The organism is Variovorax sp. H27-G14, assembly GCF_046156345.1.
Lineage (GTDB): Bacteria > Pseudomonadota > Gammaproteobacteria > Burkholderiales > Burkholderiaceae_C > Variovorax.
Genome location: NZ_JAYLVN010000055.1, coordinates 1 through 1263, shown reverse-complemented (window position 1 = coordinate 1263; position 1263 = coordinate 1). Strand labels below are relative to the sequence as shown.

1 protein-coding gene is annotated in these 1263 nt (G+C 61.0%); it reads left to right on the top strand.

Translation table 11 applies throughout. The features are described 5' to 3' along the window. Window positions 1-238: 238 nt before the first annotated feature. On the top strand, window positions 239-1219 hold the full coding sequence (locus tag VLK31_RS36180) for an IS110 family transposase (RefSeq protein ID WP_409173316.1): 981 nt from the start codon (window positions 239-241) through the stop codon (window positions 1217-1219). The last annotated feature ends 44 nt before the right edge of the window (window positions 1220-1263 follow it).

The window sequence follows — 1263 nt, the reverse complement described above, 5'->3', positions numbered from 1 at the left end:
CTCCTCCTGATATTGTTTCCACCGCTCCCGTAGCGCTGAAGGGAGCCCGTTCGGTGGACCCTGTTCTCCTCCTTGGGTTGTTTAGCCCGCAATAAAGAGTGGGGACCCGGACGGATTCGACGCTGTAGCTCGAACGGTGTCTTGGGGCGTCGCCGGCCAATGTGCCGACGACGACCCCGCATATCAGGATGTGCATGTCGAATGTGGCGCGTTGATCCTTGATCCAAGGAGTACCACGGTGACATGCAATGTAGGAGTTGACATCAGCAAGGCGAAGCTGGACGTAGCCTGGCTGAAGGCGGACGGTAAATACCGTTCCAAGGTGTTCCCCAACAATGCGGCGGGTTTCTCGGAGCTGCTGCAATGGCTGGATGCCAATCTGCCCGATGGCCATGCCGCGGCGCACGTCTGCATGGAAGCCACAGGGACGTACCACGAGGGCCTGGCGTTTTTTCTGCATGACCACGCGGTTGCGGTTTCGGTCGTGAACCCGTTGACGGTCAAGCGATTCATGGAACTCGATCGAGTGCGCAACAAGACCGATGACGGCGATGCGAAGGCGCTGGCGCGGTTTTGCGACAAGACGGCTCCGGATCTGTGGGAGGCGCCTTCGCCCGGCGTGCGCTCCCTGCAGGCGCTGGTGGCCCGGCTGGACACGCTGCTGGAGCTCAGGCAAGGCGAGTTGAACCGCCTGGAAGTTGCCCACGGCTCGGTCAAGCCATCGCTCATTGCAATCATTGCAAGCCTTGGCGAGGCCATCGAGCAGGTTCGCATGCAGATCCGCAAGACCATCGATGACGACCCCGATCTGCGCCAACGCAACGAGCTTCTCGCCACGATCCCCGGCCTCGGGGACAGGACGATTCCCCAATTGCTGGCCTACATCGGTCGCCCCGAGCGGTTTACATCCGTCAAGGCGCTGAGTGCCTATGCGAGCCTCACGCCCATGATCAGGCAGTCCGGAAGCTCGCTGGACAAGCGACGAGGAACACACCCTCAAGGGCATCGAGAGCTCAAGAAGGCGCTGTACTTCCCGGCGATGGTGGCCGGTCGATACAACCCGGTGGTGGCCGAGTTCTGGCAGCGCCTGAAGGCACAGAACAAGCCTGGCAAGCTCATCGTCGTGGCGTGCATGCACAAGCTGCTTTCCATCGCCTTCGGCGTCCTGAGGTCGGGCAAGCCCTTCGACCCAAATCACGGCAAGAAGGCCCGCGCTTGATGGCCAACGCTTGACAAACATAACGGTGTCTTTATTTCGCTGCG